Source organism: Acetoanaerobium sticklandii (genome assembly GCF_000196455.1).
Lineage (GTDB): Bacteria > Bacillota > Clostridia > Peptostreptococcales > Filifactoraceae > Acetoanaerobium > Acetoanaerobium sticklandii.
In genome coordinates this window covers 2,136,361-2,154,750 of the sequence record NC_014614.1, presented here as the reverse complement: position 1 = coordinate 2,154,750, position 18,390 = coordinate 2,136,361, and the positions used below count along the sequence as shown (strand labels likewise).

The following is an 18,390-nucleotide window of genomic DNA, read 5'->3' as shown; positions in this document are numbered from 1 at the left end:
TTAGTTAGGAGGGATGTAAAATGATTTTACTATACGATAAAAAATATGCTTGTCCAAATTGCAAGTCTAATTTTACGACTAAAAAACCCCTCAGTTCTAAATTAAGAGTAGAAAAGGTAGAATCTGATAATCATAAAATATACAAAGGTGTAAATCCTTACCACTATGAAATAAACATCTGCCCACACTGTGGATATGCCTTTGGAGAGAATGCTAATAAGAGGCTTAATATACAGAAAACAGAAAAGATTATTCAGTACCTTCTAAATATAAAGGATTTTACTAGACTTGCAGGTGAAAGAACTCATGAGGATGGACTGAGAACGCTAAAACTAGGACTATACATTGCCCAACTAATAGAAGAGCCATATTATGTAAAAGCAGGATTGTCTTTGAAAATAGCTTGGCTTTATAGAGAGCAAGGGAATATTGAAGGTGAAATGAGTTATCTTAATCAGAGTTATGATAATTATAAAAAATGCTATATAAATGAAGATTTTGAAGCTATAGGATATAAAAGATATTTTATGCTTTATACTCTTGCAGAGCTAAGCAGAAGACTTAACTATTATGAAGATGCAAAAAGATGGTATGCTGAGTTATTTGCAGAAAGAAATGTTCCTAGAATCACTATGAATGCAGCTAGAGATTTATGGATAGAGTTTAAAGAAGAAAGAAAAAGCACTGTGCATTTTGAAACACAAAAAGGCGCCTGACACAGCTCAAGTTTTTGAGGATGACTTTGAATTTAGTAATTTATAATTTAATATTTTATTTTGAAACTAAGAATCAGCTTATACGTGGTTCTTAGTTTTTTAGTTTTTGCAAAAAAAATCAACGTTTGCTTTAAAAAATAGATTTTCAGATTATATCAAGAATTATAAAGCTATTCAATCATCAATTAAATAGCATATGCTAAAAACTTTTATTGACATCAAAAATTAAAAGAGTATAATCAAAATTATAAAAGGCATATGCCAATAACTTGCTATGAGGAGATGAAAGTATGAAAATAGCTATACCAGTAGATGAAAAGAACATAGAATCAAAGGTTTGCATATCGTTTGGAAGGACACCATATTATATGATATATGATACTGACTCAAAAGAAGCAGAGTTTTTTGACAATGAAGCAGCTTCTAGTCCAGGAGGAGCTGGAATAAAAGCTGCTCAGAGTTTAGTAGATAGAAAAATTGATGTACTACTTACTCCAAGATGCGGAGGAAATGCTGCGGATGTTATTAATGGAGCGAATATTAAAATGTACAAAACTCAAGGTGATTCAATAAAAGTCAATTTAGAAGCTTATGAAGCTGGAAAGCTTAATGAACTGACTGAAATTCATGAAGGAATGCATAATCATGGAAAATAGGCTCAAAATTGCAGTCCTTAGCGGTAAGGGTGGCACTGGTAAAACTTTAGTTTCTGTAAACTTAGCTTACACTGCGAAAAAGGCTCTTTATTTAGATTGTGATGTAGAAGAACCAAATGGCCATCTTTTTTTCAAACCCGATTACCTGACTAAAGAAGATGTATCGGTAAAAATTCCATATGTGAATGACTACCTTTGTAATGGATGTAAAAAATGCGTAGATTTTTGTAAATTTAACGCTTTAGCTTACATAAATAACAAAGTAAAAGTATTTAGTGAAGTTTGCCACTCTTGTGGAGGATGTATGGAAATTTGCCCTGAAAGTGCGATATCTGAAATTAATAAATCGATAGGGAAAATAGAAAAAGGTAATCTAGAAGATGTTACAGTTGTGTCAGGTATATTAAACACTGGAGAAGCTTCTGGAGTTCCTATAATAAAAGCTATGATAGATGATGAAAATATAAATGAGCAAGTCACTATTGTAGATTGCCCACCAGGCAGTGCCTGCATAGTTATGGAAAGCATAAAGGATGCTGATTACTGCCTACTAGTAGCGGAACCTACATTGTTTGGTAGTCATAATCTAAAGATGGTGTATGATTTAGTAAGATTATTTAAAAAACCTTTTGGTGTTGTTCTAAACAAAACCCAAGATGGATTCAATCCCTCAAAGGAATTTTGCGAGAATAATAAAATAAAAATATTAAGCGAAATTCCATTTGATGTTGAGCTTGGAAAACTAAACTCTGATGGGAAAATAGTTTCTAAAGAAAACAGGAGTTATCATGACTTATTTGCAAAACTGTTAACTGATATCACTAAGGAGGCTCAAAATGAAGCAATTATTAATTCTTAGCGGTAAAGGTGGTACAGGTAAAACTACAGTAGCTACAGCATTTATTAAACTTTTAAATGCAAAAGGTTATGCTGACTGCGATGTAGATGCTCCTAATTTACATTTACTTATGCATCAAAATACAGATAAAATAAGTTCAAATTATTATGGTATGAATAAAGCTGTAATTGATTCTGAAAAATGTATCAATTGTGGGCTTTGCATGGAAAAATGTAGGTTTGATGCCATAGAAAATGAATCAGATTACAAAGTAAATCCTTTTGCATGTGAAGGCTGTAGTCTTTGTGAATATGTCTGCCCTGTAAATGCCATCATTATGAATAAAGATGTAGCTGGAGAGCTTATGCTATATAAGTCAGATGCTATTTTTTCTACAGCAGAGCTTAAGATGGGTAGTGGAACATCTGGAATGTTAGTATCTGAAGTCAAAAAAGGATTGAGAGATAATTTAGTCACTGATGAGATAGTTATTATTGATGGTTCTCCTGGTATAGGATGTCCAGTAATAGCATCTATTACAGGAGTAGATTTTATTCTTATTGTTTCAGAGCCGTCTATTTCAGGAATCAGTGATATGAAAAGGATAATAGAAACAGCAAATCATTTTAAAACTAAAGTGGCTGTTTGTATCAATAAATATGACACAAATATAAAAAAAGCAGAGGAAATAGAAGAATATTGCATACAGAAAAATATACCTTTTGTAGGAAATATTCCTTTTGATAATAAGGCTGTAAAAGCTATAAATGAAGGCAAAAGCATAATAGATGAAGATACAGTTTCTGGAAAAGCAGTAAAAAATGTATATCATAAGACGATAAGTTATCTTCTAGAGAAAGAGAATAAATTAGAATCTATATTATAAGTGGAATTAAGGGTAAAAATATTATAGTTAATATATTAAATTTTATAAAATGTGAGGATGGTGCTAAAAATGTCTAAACGTATCTCTTTAGGAAGTACTTTATCTAACACTAAAATGAGGACACCAGAGAATCTATCACTTAGCTCAGGCATGTGCTGCGTATGTACTGCAAATTGCGTAGGACCGTGTGAAATAGGACTATCGGCAGTGAGAGGCTCAGAAGCAATTTATCCATATGCTACAGACATAAATCAATTTGCATCAGAAAAAGAATACTCACTTGATTTTTCTCATTTTAATATCAATGGAAGAGTCTTTCAAGCAAAAGGCGAAAGTATGGATCCTTATGAAGTAACCTATCCTAAAGCGGAAATAAAGACTACATTTGGCATCAAAAATCCTATACCTGTAAAAGGCCCCTATATATTACCCGCGATTGCTAAGTTAAACTGGCAGGATTACTATGCTGGAGCGGCAGTGTTTGGAGTACCTGTAGTTATAGGAGAGGACGTAGTAGCTAAAGATAAAGCTCTTGAGCTAGACCATAATAAAGTTATAAATTCTCCCTTAATTAAAGAAATGGTAGATACATTTAGAAAATATTATCATGGTTATGGAGATATTATACTCCAAGCCAATATGGATGATGAGTATCTAGGAGTTTTAGATTATGCCATAGAAAAACTAGGAGTGGAATCTGTAGAAATAAAGTTTGGACAAGCAGCAAAAGGCATACAAGGAATGGGCAGAATTAAAGATATAAACGATGCTCTTAAATTTCAAAAAATGGGCTATGTGGTTTACCCTGATCCTAGTGATTCAAAAATTGCAGAAGCTTATAAATCAGGAATTGGCCAAGTTTTTGAAAGAATTGGTAAATTACCTGTTTGGGATGAAGAGCATTTTGAAAAAAGAATTGCAGAGCTTAGAGCAAAAGGAGCAAAGAGAATTTGCTTTAAAACAGGCCCATTTGACCCTGAGGATCTACTCAGAATATTAAAGATAGCCTCTAAGTGTGAAGTTGACTTAGTTACATTTGATGGAGCAGGTGGAGGAACTGGAAATAGTCCAGTTAAAATGATGAATGAGTGGGGAAGCCCAACAGTAGAGCTAGAATGCATAGTATATGGACTTTTAGAAAAAATCTATAGTGAAGGCTATAAAAAAGTTCAGGTTGCAATTACTGGTGGTATAGCTATGGAAGATCAAGTATATAAAGCCCTGTCCCTTGGAGCGCCATATATTAACTTTGTAGCTATAGGAAGAGCTGCCATGGCTGCTGCAATATCAGGAAAACATGTTGGAGAGGCTATTGACAACGGAAATATTTTTCCAGATATAAAAAGATTTGGAAATACTAAAGAAGAGATATTTGAAGACATTAAGCAACTTAAAACTATATATGAAGATGCTGTGAATCTTCCAGCGGGTGCTATAGGAGTTTACTCATATTTAGAAAGAGTAAGTACAGGAGTGAAACAGCTCATGGCTCTTAATAGAAGATTTGATATAAAGGACATATCTAGAGCTGATATATTACCTATGACAGCTTTAGCCTCAGAGGTAAGTGGCTTAGATAGCTACAGTAAGCGTTTATCAAAAATATTAAAATAAAAACATTTTTAGGAGGAAGATTATGAAAATAGCAATTGCAAGTGACAGAGGTATGGTAACACAACATTTTGGACATTGTGAGCACTTTCATATTTATGAAGTGGATGGCAAAGAAGTAGTAAATTCTGAAAAAGTTAAAAACCCAGGTCATAGACCAGGATTCCTTCCAGTATTTTTACATGAGCAAGGAGTTAATGTAATAATTTCTGGTGGAATGGGAGGAGGAGCTATTGAGATATTCAATGAAAAAAACATTGAAGTAATAATAGGAGCTAAGGGAGAACTTGAAAATACTATAAATTCATATTTAAGCGGTGAACTAAAATCAACAGGAAGTGTATGTCATGACCATATGCATGAAAGCGATGGATGTGGACATTAGAATATAGAGGATTGTAGTTGAATTCAAAAAAAGGTAGTGCATATGTACTACCTTTTTTTGTATAAATTATGGCTATTAAATTAAATATCATTTGAAAAAGGATTATTATAAATATCTTATTCATACGTTATAGTTACAATATATTAATCCTCGAAGCTTTCGCCGTCATCTTCAGGCAAAATTGCATATCTTTTAGCCCATAGAGTTTTATATTTTACAGCATGATTATGAAGCGCAGTAGTGTCTTCAGGAAGCTGTTTTAAAATTTTTGCAGGGACACCTGCAAGCATAGAAAATGGTGGCACTACCATATTTTCCTTAACTACTGCTCCAGCCCCTATAATGCATCCTCTTCCTATTACTGCTCCGTTTAGTATAGTAGCTCCCATACCAACTAGAACATGGTCTTCTATAGTACAGCCGTGAAGAATAGCTTTATGGCCTACAGTCACATAATCGCCAATAATTAGTGGATAGTCATCATCACAGTGAAGTACGCTTCCATCTTGAACATTAGAATATCTGCCAATCAAAATTTTATTTACATCGGCTCTAGCTACAGAGTTAAACCAAATGCTACTGTATTCTAACATTTCTACATTTCCAATGACCTGGCAGCCATCAGCTACAAAACATTTATTATCAATTACAGGACTATGCCCCTCGAATGCTGCATACATAATTATTATACCTCCAATTTAATAGATTTTTACTGTGGATAAAGCAAGGTTTTAGAGACTCACTGGCAATCTTTGGTTGCCTTAATGGATGGAGTTCTTTTTTTGTAAAATAATTTTCAATAATCAACTACTTATTTGTAGTATAATAATTATTATATCAGAATATGAGAGAGTTTTTGTATAAGATTAATTAAAAATGGAGATGAGATGAATTGAGAATAAGTAATAATATGGTAGAGACTATCATAACTAAATTTAAATCGCTTTTCTACAAAAAAAATGAGACTAAAGCTATGGAAATTTTGAAAGATAAAAATAAGGTATCAAAGCTACTTGAAGAAGCTATGAATAAGGCTAAGGCAAATAGAATTGGACCTATAGATGAAATTTGGAGCAAGCTTCAAATAGTATTTTCGCTATTAAAGGACTGGATCTCTGGAGAATACAAGCAGATTCCTATGGGTTCGCTTATGATATTAGTTGTAGGCCTTATATATTTTATAACGCCAATTGATATTTTGCCAGATTTAATTCCAGGTGGATTTGTAGATGATGTAGTTATTTTTGGATTTTTATTTAAGCAAATTTCCGCAGATATTGATGCATATAGATCATGGAAGGAAGAAAAAGCAGCTATTACTTTTTATGAAAAAAATGGAGATGCATATGCGGACGAAACTCTGTTTATAGATATGTCTGATGTATATGAAAGATTTGAAGTATACCTGAAAGATGGAGACAATATATTAGATGCAGGATGTGGCGCTGGAAGAGATAGCAAACATTTCCTAGAAAAAGGCTATGATGTAACTAGCTTTGATGGATGTAAAAAACTGGCCCAAAGAGCAAGTAGCTTTATAGGAAAATCAGTTATAAATATGAAATTCACAGAGCTAAATTACAATGAAGATTTTAACGCCATTTGGGCCTGTTCATCTCTTATACATTTAACTAGAAAAGCCTTTGTAAAGGTCTTGCTAAAATTTTATGAAGCGCTTAAGCCAGAAGGTCATGTATATATATCCCTTAAATATGGTGATTCTGAAAAAGTAGAGGATGGAAGAGTGTTTACTTCTTACACTCAAAGCTTAGTAAAGGATATAATAGATACCAAAACACCTTTTAAAATTGAAGAAATTTGGATTACATCAGATAAAAGAGTAGGCAGAGAAAACGAAAAATGGCTTAACGTAATCCTGTATAAAAGCTAAATCTATTTAATAATTAAAGAGCAGATTCTATAAAGTCCTTATTATAAGGATTATTTATAAATACTGCTCTTTTTGATTAGTAATTTTGAAATTGATTTAGTAGCTTAGTAGCTATGAATTAGTTTTGATTTATACTAGTTTGTAGTATAAATTTCCTCGAATTTTGAGTCATCTAGTTCCTTAAATATCTTTTCTATATCTGTAGTAATTATACTTGATATATCATCATAGCAAAATGAAATGCATACGCCACAGCTAGAGCTTAGCCTTCTAGGAACTGGCATCATTTCGTTATCTATATTGTTTTTGTTTAGAAATCGTCTGTATTTTACAGCACCTGAGTGAGTAAAAAATAAAACAATATATTTATTTGCTTGCTCTAAGAACATAATCTTCTCCGCTTGCATTTATTTCTATTTTATAGCCATTTGAATCCATAAATCTTTTTACATTTTGCTTTGCTGTTTCATTATCCACTATTACAGAAAAGCTAGTATTTGACTTTTTCATAGCTTTCTTTGCAAGCAAAACAGGCTGTGGACATGAAAGACCTCTAGCATCGACTTCTATCATATTAAGCACCTTCCTTTAATTCAACTTCTTTAAATTTTATTTCCTTTTCTATATAAAAATATGAAATACCTCCTAAAACTATAAATCCAAGAATAACTGCAACTTGTCCATTTAGTGATGGACCAGTAGGAGCAGAAGCAAGCTTAAAGTTATGAGCGAAAGCTGCGCCTACAAGCATACCTATAATAGTTACGGCTGAATCTACATTACCTTCGCCTGCTAGTATTAATTGGCGTAGAGGGCATCCACCAAGAAGAACGCTACCCCAGCCAGCAAGAGCCATCCCTAAAAAATTCCATAGTGCATCGGTGTGAGCTACAGGTTGTTCTATAAATCCTAGCTTAAATTGACCAGTAAGCATATTTCCAATCAAAACAAATACAAAGATTGATAAAAATCCAGTTAGAAGATAGCTGTCTTTAAACATAATCATATCTCTAATTCCACCAACCATACAAAGTCTAGTTTTTTGAGCAGCTATACCAGATACTAAACCAACTATAAGAGCAAATATCCAAGGAGCTCTCATTGATCCAGGGCCAGATTCACTAAATATAAGTAGTGTAGGAATAAATACTAAAATTCCAAGAAGTACTAATGCAAGTATTGAAATTGAACTAGCTTCTAAAGGAGAAGCGTTATATGTACGACCAAGACTAAAACCTTTATCTAAAATTTTAACTCCAGCAAAAATACCAACTGTAAAGCCCAAAATTCCAAATAATGCATTTAAGTCTCCTCCGCCTAGTCTAAGAATCATTCTAAGAGGACAGCCTAAGAACATAAGCGCACCTATCATAACTATAAAGCCTAAAATAAATCTAGTAAAAGGAGAAGAACCGTTTTTAGGATTGAACTCCTTACTAGCTTTTGACATAATAAAAGCTCCTAGTATAATTCCTATAACTTCAGGGCGTATATACTGAACTACTTCAGCTCTATGAAGCCCTAATCCGCCTGCGATATCTCTTATAAAACAAGCGATGCAAAGTCCCATATTAAGAGGATTGCCTAATTTTACAGAAGCTACTGACAATATGCCTATAATTGCTCCTGCAATGATGATACCAATTTTGTTTTTCATAATCATCTTCCTTTCTAATTATTTTATTCAACTAAATTATAACAAAGAAAACTTATAATTATTGTCATATGCCAAATAGAATTTTTTTATACTAACCATAAAGTAAATTTATAATGATAAGCATATATACATGATAAAGTTAATATATACAATAAGTAAGAGGAGGAAATCAAATGAGAGTATATTTTGATAATGCAGCTACTACATATCCTAAGCCCCAGCAAATGATAGATTCTATGGTTGATTATATGAAGAATATTGGATGTAATATTTCAAGAGGTGTTTATGAAGATGCTATTAGTGCTGAAGATATAGTTTATGAAACTAGAGAAATGATAGCTGCTCTTTTCAACTTTGATTTAGCAGAGAATGTTTGCTTTACAAAAAATATCACAGAGAGTCTGAATATTATCATAAAAGGATTGATAAAAGAAAATGACAAGGTTCTAGTTTCACCGTTTGAACACAATGCTGTAATGAGGCCATTAAATAAAGTAAAAGCCGAGATAATAAAGCTAAAGCTAAATGAGAAATGTAAGTTTGATGAGCAAGATTTAATTAACCAACTTGAAAATGAAATAAAAGCAGTAATAGTAAGCCACAGCAGTAATGTATCTGGAGACATATTACCAATAAAGCAAATTGGAAAACTGTGCAAGGAGTTTGATGTGCCTTTTATTGTTGATTCAGCTCAAACAGCAGGGGTACTTCCTATAGATATGAAGGCAATGTACATAGACGGCTTATGCTTTACAGGACATAAGGGTTTGCTAGGGCCACAGGGTATGGGAGGTTTTGTAATTAGTGAGGACTTGATTGAGAGAGTAGGTACTTTTATTGAAGGCGGAACGGGGAGCAAATCAAACTTAGAAATACAGCCTTTTGATATGCCAGATAAATATGAAGCTGGAACTCAAAATTTGCCAGGGATATATGGACTAAATGCAAGCTTGAAATATATAGAAGAACAAGGAATTGAAGCTATTTGCAAGAAAGAAAGAGATTTACTTAAATATTTTGAATTGGGATTGCTCGATTTAAAATCAAAACATAATGGATTTGAAATTATAGGACTAAATGATAATGACAATAAAACGGCTATACTATCTTTGGATTTTAAAGACATAGATAATGCAGTAGTGTCTCATGAACTTCAATCAAAATACAAAATTCAAAATAGATGTGGACTTCATTGTAGTCCTAGTGCCCACAAGTTTTATAACACCTTTCCTCAAGGTACAGTGAGGTTTAGCTTAGGGCATTACAATACTTGCAAAGAAGTCGATTATGTTTTAGAAAGTATAAAAGCAATTCTTAATGGTTTATAAAAATTTATTTTTATTTATAATATTTCTTTCTATGTGTATTGTTATTTGTTACAATTATTAAGATGGGAAAAAACATATACTAAGGAGGAAATATGAACTTTCATAATATCGACAAAGAATATATTCTAAGCACAGCAAAGAGCCTAATGGAGTTTCATAGTCCAAGTGGATTTTGTCACGAAATAATCGAAGAAATGAAATCTTGGGTAAAAGAGCTAGGATATGAAATGACAGTGAACCAAAAAGGCTGTGGATTTATAAGCATAGCAGGGAAATCAAAGGACAGAGTAATAGGGCTTTCTTCTCATGTAGATACATTAGGAGCTATGGTAAGATCAATAACATCAGATGGTCAGCTTAAATTTACTTTAGTTGGAGGACCTATAGTACCGACACTAGATGGTGAATACTGCCAAATAAAAACTCGAGATGGAAAGCTTTACACAGGAACGTTTTTAAGCACTAGTCCAGCAGTTCATGTGTTCAAGGATGCAAGCAGCAAGCCTAGAGATACTGAAAACATGACTATTCGTATAGATGAATGTGTTAAGTCAAAGGAAGATGTAGAAAACCTAGGCATAATGCCAGGAGATTTTATATTTATTGAACCTAAAACTACTATTACGCCTAGTGGTTTTATCAAGTCCAGATTTATAGATGATAAAGGTAGCGTTGCTTGTCTGTTTGGACTGATGAAATATCTTAAGGATAACAATTTAACTCCTGAATATGATTTGAGAATTGTATTTTCAGTTTACGAAGAAGTAGGCCATGGTTCATCGAATATCCCTGAAGATATAACAGAACTTATAGCGGTTGATATGGGTTGTATTGGAGATGATTTGAGTTGTACAGAATATGATGTATCTATCTGTGCAAAAGATTCTGCAGGACCATATGATTACAATATGACTTCGACTTTGATTAATCTAGCAAAAGATAACAAGCTTTCATTTGCTGTAGATATTTATCCTTTCTATAGTTCAGATGTAAGAGCTGCACTTACTGCAGGCTATAACATAAAAGGTGCTTTAATTGGACCAGGAGTACATGCATCTCATGGAATGGAAAGAACTCATTACTTCGCATTTGAAAACACATTAAAATTACTTATATCATACATAACACTAAAATAAATATAAAATAGACTTGATTTTTTAAATCTTTAGTTGTAAACTGAGTCACAAGAGCAAGAAATAATTTAATAAATTAGACTAGGGGTGCCGATCAAATCGGCTGAGATAAAGATGTGTTCTTTGACCCTTTACCTGATCTGGATAATGCCAGCGTAGGGAAGTTAGGCCATTTATTTATATTGGGCATAAATCCTAGATTGGGTTTATGCTCTTTTTATTTACAAAAAAATATATTAGGAGGAAGTAGGATGAAGATTCAAAAAATGGTATTTGCATCATTATTGGTAGCCATAGGAACTATGGTAGGACATGTAATTTATATTCCAGTAGGGGTAGCTAAATGTTTCCCTATTCAGCACACGATTAATGTTATTTCAGCGGTGCTGCTTGGACCTTATTACGCTGTATTAAACGCATTTTTGATATCACTGCTTAGAAATATACTGGGAACAGGCTCTATACTTGCGTTTCCAGGAAGTATATTTGGAGCTATACTGGCCTCGTATATGTATAAAAAGTTTAACAAAATTTCGCTTTCTGCTTTGGGAGAAATAATTGGAACAGGAATCATAGGAGGTCTAGTTGCTTTTCCTATGGCAAAATTCATTCTTGGAAAAGAAGTAGGAGCATTTTTCTTTGTAGTTCCTTTTATGCTAAGCACTATCGGTGGAAGCATAATAGCAATAGCAGTACTTAAGTCTGCATTTGCTTATAAATTGACTAAAGACGATGGGAGGCATAGTGCATGAAGAAGGTTCTGACTATTGCTGGCTCTGATTCTTCTGGTGGAGCAGGAATCCAAGCTGACCTAAAAACCTTCTGTGCTCATAAGGTATATGGCATGAGCGTAATAACAGCCGTAACTGCTCAAAACACTTTAGGAGTAAGCCATATAGAGACTCTCTCATCTCTCTCAGTAAGAAAACAAATAGAAGCAGTGGCAGAGGATATAGACATAGATGCAGTAAAAATAGGGATGCTGTCAAATGCTGAAATAATTCTCACAGTTGCAGAGCTAATAAAGAGCTATAGGTTTAAAAATATTGTCTTAGATCCTGTCATGATATCCACTACTGGATTTGATTTGCTTGAAAAGGATGCAAAAAAAGCTCTAATTCAAGAGCTTTTGCCACTAGCTGATGTAATTACACCAAATCTTCATGAGGCGTCTGCTATATTAGATGGCTTAGAAATAAAATCAAAAGAAGATATGGAAAAGTCAGTTCATGCATTTAGGAAACTAACATCCTCTGCTGTACTTATTAAAGGAGGGCATCTAGTGGATGATGCGGCAGATTTACTGGCCTATGAAGATAAACTCAGATGGTATGATGCTCCAAAAATTAATACAAATAATACCCATGGTACAGGATGTACTCTTTCATCTGCTATAGCTTCTAATCTAGCTCTTGGATTATCTGTAGAGCAAGCAGTATTTGATGCAAAGGAATACATCACAGGAGCTATAAGAAATAGTTTGGATATAGGAAGTGGAAATGGTCCGACAAACCACCTGTACAGACTTATTACATAGCAAAAAGCTAAAGTTAGTGAGAAAGGAGATTTATGATGAAAGATCAAGTTATAAGTTCGCTTCATAAACTTAGGGATATTAGTCCGCTAGTGCATCATATTACAAATAGTGTAACTATCAATGACTGTGCCAATATCACCCTAGCTATAGGAGCATCGCCAGTTATGGCCGATGATGAAAATGAAGTAAAGGAAATGGTAAATCTAGCAAAGGCACTAGTTCTAAACATAGGGACTTTAAATGCTAGAACAGTTGAGTCTATGCTTCTTGCAGGAAAAGAAGCAAATAAAATTGGAATACCTATAGTTTTAGACCCTGTAGGAGCAGGAGCCACAAGTTATAGAACTATGTGGGCGCAAAGATTATTTGAAGAATTAAATATTTCAGTGATAAGAGGAAATGCTTCAGAAATAATGGCAATGTCAGGACTTACAGGAAATACAAAAGGAGTAGACTCATCTAGTGAATCAGATGCAGCAATGTCTTGTGCAAAAGAGCTCATTGAATTTAAGCCTTGCACAGTAGCTATAACTGGAGCTGTAGATATCGTACTGGATGAATCTAGAGAGCTAAGATTAAAAAATGGAACCAAAATGATGAAGCAAGTCACAGGAACAGGATGCATGGCAAGCTCTTTGACAGGAAGCTTTTGCGCCTCAGGAGTAGATTCATTTTTAGCTGCAACTTCAGCGCTTACAGTAATAGGAATAGCTGGAGAACTAGCAGAATGCAGTCTTAAAAACAACGAAGGAATAGGAACCTTTAGAACTAGACTATTTGACTATGTACATACTATGGATGCAAATAAAATTAATCTGTATATGGAGGCTTTGGAAAATGAAAAAATCAGAGCTTAGAAAAAAAACTGACTACTCATTATATTTAGTTACAGATAGACTCTGCCTTTCTGGCAAAGACCTATTTCATAGTGTGGAAGATGCCATTAAAGGTGGTGTGACTGTAGTTCAGCTAAGAGAAAAAACAGCATCTTGCAGAGAGTTTTATCAGATAGGATTAAAGCTAAAAGAAATCACTAGACGTCATAATATTCCTCTCATCATCAACGATAGAGTAGATATAGCTCTAGCACTGGATGCTGAGGGAGTACATGTGGGACAAGAGGATTTAGATGCTCTACTTGTTAGAAAACTTCTAGGACAAGATAAAATTTTAGGAGTTTCTGCAAAGACCTTAAGTCAAGCTACAAAAGCAATAGAAAGTGATGCGGATTATATAGGAGTGGGAGCAATTTTTCCAACCTTAACTAAAGCTGATGCTAGTGAGCTTAGCCTTTTAGATATTTCTGATATATGCAGTAAAATCAATATTCCAGTGCTTGGAATAGGCGGAATAAATCAGGAAAACATTTCAAAGCTAAACAATCTTGGACTAGATGGTGTTTGCGTAGTATCAGCGATTTTAGGGCAAGCAGACTGCCTAAATGCTACGAAAAATTTAAGACAATCAGTTGATAATCTATTAAAAATATAAAAAATAAAAAGGAGACTAGCATTATGAATTATTCAACTCAAATGGATGCAGCAAGAAAAGGCATTGTAACTAAAGAAATGGAAATAGTAGCAAAAGAAGAATACATGGATATCAATATACTTATGGAAAGAGTTGCAAATGGAAGTATAGCAATCCCTGCAAATAAAAATCATAAAAGCCTAAGTCCTAAAGGAGTAGGTCAAGGGCTAAGCACAAAAATCAATGTGAATTTAGGTATATCAAAAGACTGCCCGGATATTGAACCAGAGCTAGAAAAAGTAAAAAAAGCTATAGAGATGAAAGCTGAAGCCATCATGGACCTTAGTTCATTTGGAAAAACCGAGGAATTTAGAAAAAGACTAGTTGAAATGTCATCTGCTATGATAGGAACAGTTCCTATATATGATGCTGTTGGATTTTATGACAAAGAGCTTAAGGATATCACAGCAAAAGAGTTTCTGGATGTAGTAAGAAAGCATGCAATTGATGGCGTAGATTTTATGACTATCCATGCAGGCATAAACAAAGAAACAGCTGAGGTTTTCAAAAGAAATAAAAGACTTACGAATATAGTATCTAGAGGTGGCTCGCTTATGTATGCATGGATGCAGCTAAACAATGCAGAAAATCCATTTTTTGAATACTATGATGAGCTGCTAGATATATGCGCCGAGTATGATGTAACCCTTAGTTTAGGAGATGCTCTTAGACCAGGAAGCATTAACGATGCATCTGATGCTTGCCAGATAAAAGAATTAATCACACTAGGAGAGCTTACTAAGCGTGCTTGGGAGAAAAACGTACAGATTATAATCGAAGGGCCAGGACATATGGCTATAGATGAGATTCAAGCAAATATGCTACTTCAAAAAAGACTTTGCCACAATGCACCATTTTATGTACTTGGACCTATAGTTACTGATGTAGCCCCTGGATATGACCATATCACTTCAGCAATAGGTGGAGCAATAGCAGCTACCTATGGAGCAGATTTTCTATGCTATGTTACACCAGCAGAGCATCTTAGACTTCCTAACCTAGAAGACATGAAGGAAGGCATAATAGCATCGAGAATAGCTGCGCATGCTGCTGATATAGCTAAAAAAATTCCAAAAGCAAGAGAGTGGGATAATAAAATGAGTAAAGCTAGAGCAGATATAGACTGGGAAACAATGTTCAATCTATCTATGGATGAAGAAAAAGCAAGAAGATATCGCAAGGAATCAATGCCAGAAAATGAAGACACTTGTACAATGTGCGGAAAAATGTGCGCGATGAGAACCATGAACAAAATAATGGCAGGAGAAGATTTAAATATTTTAAGAGAAGCGTAACTTTAAAATGTAACCTGTGGGATTATGATATTTAATCATTGTACCACAGGTTTTTTCTATAAAGCCACCAGGTAGTTACTATTAAAATTATAGTTGATAATAAAGGGCATAAAAAACCTGCTATCATCCATCCAGTAACTTTGTGTGGAGGATATATTTTACTTTTGCAAATTCTATAATTTACATAAGCAAAAATTATACATATTATAATTACTGGCCATGCATATTGAATTGTAGTTTTTGCTTTAGCCCAAAAAAAGGAATCCATTTTATTGCTCCTTTCTCTTTTTATATATAAATATTATAATTTAAATTATCAAGAACATCAAATTCTATAGGAAATCATTGAATAGGGGAAGAAAATTAAATTGGAATCTTAATGATTTCAAACAAGCATCTAGTTAAAATAATAGATAATTGAGTATTTCCATGAGGATAAATACCGATAAAGGAGATAATAATATGTCAATAACTATTAAACGAGATACGGGGTTGATGGGTACGGCCTCGAAAGTCCAAATAAAAATAAACGGAGAAAAGGTAGCAAGCGTTATAAACAATGAACAAGTAGACATTGAACTCCCTGAAGTTAAAGCTCGCTTAAAAGTCACACAATTTGGAGTGAAGAGCAATGAGATAACGGTTAACGAAGGAGATATTATAAAAATAACAACAACCAGTTTTAATCGAATAAGTATGATTTTAATGTCTATAGTTATAATTGTAACAAATTTCATACCGAATTTGACATATAAGATAATTACATTTACTTTTGTAAGTATATTGCTTGTGATTGGTTTGTTATCTATTGAAGGATTCCATATACAAGTTATGACTCAAAATGGCAATTATAAGGAGTAGTATTAGTAATATCTCAAATAAAAAAACCAAGAGGGACGGTTCTTTTTGATTCCCTCTTGGTTTTTTATTGATTATTAGTCTAGATTTAGATAGTTTTTTGACCTAAATCTTGCATAAATCTAAGTATATAGCCATCGGGATCCATAACTATAAAGTGCTTTTCTCCATGCTCCATATCGTCTTTTTTATACCAGCGTTCTTCTAAAGGACAAAGCAAGCTGATATTAGCTTTTTCCAAATTAGAAACTAGTTTATCAATGTCATCAGTTTCTATAGAAAAGTTCACGCCTCTTCCAAAAGGATATTCTAGCTCATATTTCTTCCATGCTTCATTAGAATTTTCTTGAAGTAAAAGCTGAGAGCCATAAAATGAAATAAAAGAAAAATCCTTATCCTCGCCTTCGTAAGTTTTTTCAAAGCCTAAAACATCACAGTAAAAAGAAAGGCTTTCTTTAATAGATGTTACAGTGATTTCAGGTATCAGTCTGTTATAGGTCATAAACTCCTCCTAGTTATAAAAAAATAAATTATACTCTAATTATAATGTATTTAATAATAAATGGATAAAATTTTTGTTTGAGCACCCCAGGCATAATCTGCGCCAAAGGCATCCACTATAAATGAAATAGGAACCATAGTTCTATTATTTAATATTATAGGAGCCGTATCTATACTTACATTCTCGCTATCAACACTTGCAACAGCACTATTTATTGTAAGCTTTACTGATTTTGGGCCGCTTGTTAAGGTAACTGTTTTGTCTGATTGATTCCAGTTTACTTCATAATCAAAATTCGAAGCTATTGTTGAAATAGGAACTAACATTCTATTGTTTATTATGACAGGTTTTTGCTCCAAAACTATTTGCTCGCTATTTATATAAAGTTTGATATCATCTGAAAGTTCTGTTATATTGTTCCAATTGACACTAGATTCTGCTACATATTTATAGGGATAAGTGACAGGAGCTGTTTTGTTCATAGCACCAGTAAAGAAAAAAGATTCCCCTGGTTCAAAGCTGATAGCTTTTAAATCATCTATCTCAAAAGTTCCTTGCGCAATTAGCTCGTCATTCATACTTTTCAAAACTACATCGATATCATTAAAACCATTTATATTTGTATTGCCTAGGTTGTAAACTATAGCTTGAATTATTACACTTTCTTCATCCTCGTAAATATCATTGACTTTAAAATTTACATCTACGATTGGAGATTGTGCATAGCTAGGATTTAGTCCAAACAAACAAGAAAATATAACTGAAGTTATTATAATATATTTTTTTAACATAATTAAGACTCCTTTAAAAATAAAATGGATGGTGAATAAAATCAAAAACAATGGAGGTTCCATCGTAGCCTCCATTATACTATATAAATAATAATATAGAATAGGCTTGATAGTTAAAAGTGCAAATTATGATATAATTGAAATCAAAATTAAAGATATATTCCGAATAAGTTTAATTGCAGGAGATGATAACAATGGAAGCAACGAAAAGAAGACTGGAGATAGAAAAAAGATTGGTAGATAGCGATATTTATTTAAGTGGGTCAGAGCTAGCTAAGGAATTTAAAGTTAGCAGACAAGTAATAGTTCAAGATATTGCGATACTGAGGGCTAAAGGTATTCCAATCCTTGCGACACCTCAGGGCTATATCATTTCAAAAATAAATGAAGAAGGCTATAGAAAGGTAATTGCATCAAAACATGATACCTTGGAAGATTTAGAGGAAGAGCTAAAAATAATTGTTGATAATGGTGGAAAGATATTAGATGTAATTATAGAGCATGATATATACGGCGATATTAGAGTTGATTTAGGTATTTCATCTAGAAAGGAGCTTAAAAATTTTATTGCAAAGCTCTCAACGGGAAACTCAAAGCCATTGTCGGCAATAACTGATGGAGTTCATTTTCACACTATAGAAGTAAATAAAAAAGATGATATGACAGACATCCTAAAAGAGCTAGATGAAAAAGGATACTTGATTGCAGAACAATAAAATAGTATACTTGTTTAGTAGCTGACAAGACAGGTGTTTTACATATGAAAGGAGGTGTGT

The 18,390-nt window shown here is 33.3% G+C and carries 23 protein-coding genes and 1 riboswitch; of the genes, 16 read left to right on the top strand and 7 right to left on the bottom strand.

Translation table 11 applies throughout. The features are described from left to right. Positions 1–20: 20 nt before the first annotated feature. The 6 genes from CLOST_RS10210 to CLOST_RS10185 all read left to right on the top strand — a co-directional run bounded on the left by CLOST_RS10210 (position 21) and on the right by CLOST_RS10185 (position 5,092). Entirely contained in the window at positions 21–716 is a 696-nt protein-coding gene (locus CLOST_RS10210; RefSeq protein ID WP_013362236.1) for a DUF2225 domain-containing protein, read from the top strand. A gap of 290 nt (positions 717–1,006) precedes the next feature. Continuing rightward, positions 1,007–1,372, top strand: coding sequence for a NifB/NifX family molybdenum-iron cluster-binding protein (locus CLOST_RS10205; RefSeq protein ID WP_013362235.1), 366 nt, complete (start codon positions 1,007–1,009; stop codon positions 1,370–1,372). Next, positions 1,344–2,231 (top strand): nucleotide-binding protein, encoded by an 888-nt coding sequence (locus CLOST_RS10200; protein WP_231853131.1) that lies wholly within the window; start codon positions 1,344–1,346, stop codon positions 2,229–2,231. The genes CLOST_RS10205 and CLOST_RS10200 overlap by 29 nt, the downstream gene beginning before the upstream one ends. Beyond that, on the top strand, positions 2,209–3,096 hold the full coding sequence (locus tag CLOST_RS10195) for an ATP-binding protein (protein ID WP_013362233.1): 888 nt from the start codon (positions 2,209–2,211) through the stop codon (positions 3,094–3,096). Before CLOST_RS10200 ends, CLOST_RS10195 begins: the two co-directional genes overlap by 23 nt. A gap of 69 nt (positions 3,097–3,165) precedes the next feature. After that, the gene (locus CLOST_RS10190) at positions 3,166–4,710 is read left to right on the top strand and encodes a glutamate synthase-related protein (RefSeq protein ID WP_013362232.1); all 1,545 of its coding nucleotides are present in this window, start codon (positions 3,166–3,168) and stop codon (positions 4,708–4,710) included. 22 nt (positions 4,711–4,732) lie between these two features. Beyond that, positions 4,733–5,092 (top strand): NifB/NifX family molybdenum-iron cluster-binding protein, encoded by a 360-nt coding sequence (locus tag CLOST_RS10185; RefSeq protein WP_013362231.1) that lies wholly within the window; start codon positions 4,733–4,735, stop codon positions 5,090–5,092. A 143-nt stretch (positions 5,093–5,235) separates the two neighbouring features. On the opposite strand, the gene CLOST_RS10180 is transcribed toward CLOST_RS10185, so the two are convergent. After that, a complete protein-coding gene (locus CLOST_RS10180; protein ID WP_013362230.1) occupies positions 5,236–5,772 on the bottom strand; it encodes a gamma carbonic anhydrase family protein in 537 nt (178 codons plus the stop codon). A 230-nt stretch (positions 5,773–6,002) separates the two neighbouring features. On the opposite strand from CLOST_RS10180, the gene CLOST_RS13615 reads away from it, so the two are divergent. Beyond that, on the top strand, positions 6,003–6,983 hold the full coding sequence (locus tag CLOST_RS13615; protein WP_162091645.1) for a methyltransferase domain-containing protein: 981 nt from the start codon (positions 6,003–6,005) through the stop codon (positions 6,981–6,983). Between the two features lie 134 nt (positions 6,984–7,117). Here the strand turns inward: CLOST_RS13615 and CLOST_RS10170 are convergent, their stop codons facing one another. Genes CLOST_RS10170 through yedE form a run of 3 tightly spaced genes read right to left on the bottom strand, consistent with a single transcriptional unit; the run spans position 7,118 to position 8,640 of the window. After that, the gene (locus CLOST_RS10170) at positions 7,118–7,372 is read right to left on the bottom strand and encodes a putative Se/S carrier protein (RefSeq protein ID WP_013362228.1); all 255 of its coding nucleotides are present in this window, start codon (positions 7,370–7,372) and stop codon (positions 7,118–7,120) included. After that, on the bottom strand, positions 7,350–7,556 hold the full coding sequence (locus CLOST_RS10165) for a sulfurtransferase TusA family protein (RefSeq protein ID WP_013362227.1): 207 nt from the start codon (positions 7,554–7,556) through the stop codon (positions 7,350–7,352). The genes CLOST_RS10170 and CLOST_RS10165 overlap by 23 nt, the downstream gene beginning before the upstream one ends. A 1-nt stretch (position 7,557) precedes the next feature. Further along, entirely contained in the window at positions 7,558–8,640 is a 1,083-nt protein-coding gene (yedE, locus tag CLOST_RS10160; protein ID WP_013362226.1) for a YedE family putative selenium transporter, read from the bottom strand. Positions 8,641–8,813: 173 nt separating this feature from the next. Here yedE and CLOST_RS10155 point away from each other — a divergent pair, with 173 nt between their 5' ends. The 7 genes from CLOST_RS10155 to thiC all read left to right on the top strand — a co-directional run bounded on the left by CLOST_RS10155 (position 8,814) and on the right by thiC (position 15,463). Then, positions 8,814–9,968: an aminotransferase class V-fold PLP-dependent enzyme gene (locus CLOST_RS10155; RefSeq protein ID WP_013362225.1), complete on the top strand. Its 1,155-nt coding sequence runs from the start codon at positions 8,814–8,816 to the stop codon at positions 9,966–9,968. Between the two features lie 92 nt (positions 9,969–10,060). After that, a complete protein-coding gene (locus CLOST_RS10150) occupies positions 10,061–11,104 on the top strand; it encodes a M42 family metallopeptidase (protein WP_013362224.1) in 1,044 nt (347 codons plus the stop codon). 70 nt (positions 11,105–11,174) lie between these two features. Further along, a riboswitch (TPP riboswitch) is annotated at positions 11,175–11,280 on the top strand. 72 nt (positions 11,281–11,352) lie between these two features. Next, entirely contained in the window at positions 11,353–11,853 is a 501-nt protein-coding gene (thiW, locus tag CLOST_RS10145; protein ID WP_013362223.1) for an energy coupling factor transporter S component ThiW, read from the top strand. Further along, a complete protein-coding gene (thiD, locus tag CLOST_RS10140; protein WP_013362222.1) occupies positions 11,850–12,638 on the top strand; it encodes a bifunctional hydroxymethylpyrimidine kinase/phosphomethylpyrimidine kinase in 789 nt (262 codons plus the stop codon). The genes thiW and thiD overlap by 4 nt, the downstream gene beginning before the upstream one ends. Before the next feature lie 35 nt (positions 12,639–12,673). Next, the gene (gene thiM, locus CLOST_RS10135) at positions 12,674–13,495 is read left to right on the top strand and encodes a hydroxyethylthiazole kinase (protein ID WP_013362221.1); all 822 of its coding nucleotides are present in this window, start codon (positions 12,674–12,676) and stop codon (positions 13,493–13,495) included. Then, complete coding sequence (gene thiE / locus CLOST_RS10130) at positions 13,476–14,129, top strand: thiamine phosphate synthase (RefSeq protein ID WP_013362220.1); 654 nt, start codon at positions 13,476–13,478, stop codon at positions 14,127–14,129. The genes thiM and thiE overlap by 20 nt, the downstream gene beginning before the upstream one ends. A 23-nt stretch (positions 14,130–14,152) precedes the next feature. Further along, complete coding sequence (gene thiC / locus CLOST_RS10125; protein WP_013362219.1) at positions 14,153–15,463, top strand: phosphomethylpyrimidine synthase ThiC; 1,311 nt, start codon at positions 14,153–14,155, stop codon at positions 15,461–15,463. A 31-nt stretch (positions 15,464–15,494) separates the two neighbouring features. On the opposite strand, the gene CLOST_RS10120 is transcribed toward thiC, so the two are convergent. Continuing rightward, positions 15,495–15,731, bottom strand: a complete 237-nt coding sequence (locus tag CLOST_RS10120; protein ID WP_041487189.1) for a hypothetical protein — start codon at positions 15,729–15,731, stop codon at positions 15,495–15,497. 194 nt (positions 15,732–15,925) lie between these two features. Between CLOST_RS10120 and CLOST_RS10115 the strand changes: the two genes are divergently transcribed. Then, positions 15,926–16,324 carry a hypothetical protein gene (locus tag CLOST_RS10115; protein ID WP_013362218.1) on the top strand — a complete coding sequence of 133 codons (399 nt, stop codon included), beginning with the start codon at positions 15,926–15,928 and terminating at the stop codon, positions 16,322–16,324. An 85-nt stretch (positions 16,325–16,409) separates the two neighbouring features. On the opposite strand, the gene CLOST_RS10110 is transcribed toward CLOST_RS10115, so the two are convergent. Together CLOST_RS10110 and CLOST_RS10105 are read right to left on the bottom strand one after the other, a co-directional pair. Then, on the bottom strand, positions 16,410–16,823 hold the full coding sequence (locus CLOST_RS10110) for a bleomycin resistance protein (RefSeq protein WP_013362217.1): 414 nt from the start codon (positions 16,821–16,823) through the stop codon (positions 16,410–16,412). 50 nt (positions 16,824–16,873) lie between these two features. After that, entirely contained in the window at positions 16,874–17,614 is a 741-nt protein-coding gene (locus CLOST_RS10105) for a stalk domain-containing protein (protein ID WP_013362216.1), read from the bottom strand. Positions 17,615–17,808: 194 nt separating this feature from the next. Here CLOST_RS10105 and CLOST_RS10100 point away from each other — a divergent pair, with 194 nt between their 5' ends. Further along, entirely contained in the window at positions 17,809–18,330 is a 522-nt protein-coding gene (locus CLOST_RS10100) for a transcription repressor NadR (RefSeq protein ID WP_013362214.1), read from the top strand. The last annotated feature ends 60 nt before the right edge of the window (positions 18,331–18,390 follow it).